This window comes from Methylobacterium frigidaeris (assembly GCF_022179185.1).
GTDB classification, from domain to species: Bacteria; Pseudomonadota; Alphaproteobacteria; order Rhizobiales; family Beijerinckiaceae; genus Methylobacterium; species Methylobacterium frigidaeris.
In genome coordinates this window covers 1-232 of sequence record NZ_BPQJ01000376.1, presented here as the reverse complement: position 1 = coordinate 232, position 232 = coordinate 1, and the positions used below count along the sequence as shown (strand labels likewise).

1 protein-coding gene is annotated in these 232 nt (G+C 46.6%); it reads right to left on the bottom strand.

What is annotated here, in order from left to right:
* Positions 1-147, bottom strand: a 147-nt coding sequence (locus tag MFF64_RS38480) for a transposase (protein ID WP_369010735.1), incomplete at its 3' end; no start/stop codon positions are given.
* Positions 148-232: the final 85 nt, after the last annotated feature.

Genomic DNA, 232 nt, shown 5'->3' with positions numbered 1-232 from the left:
TGTCGCGATCAATAACCGAGACAAACGCTGAGGGTCTTCTAAGTGAGATTTCTGAAGATTGAATCCGCGACTCTTCTGATCTGAAAAAAAGGTCTCAATTCGGAAACGCTTTTGGTAATACTTGATTGCTTCTTCCGCTGAATACATCTTACTAACCTAATAGCGCGGCTCGACCTCATCCTTAGCCCAACAACCCCACACCATTTCCGGCCCATCAACATCCCGCGTGAAC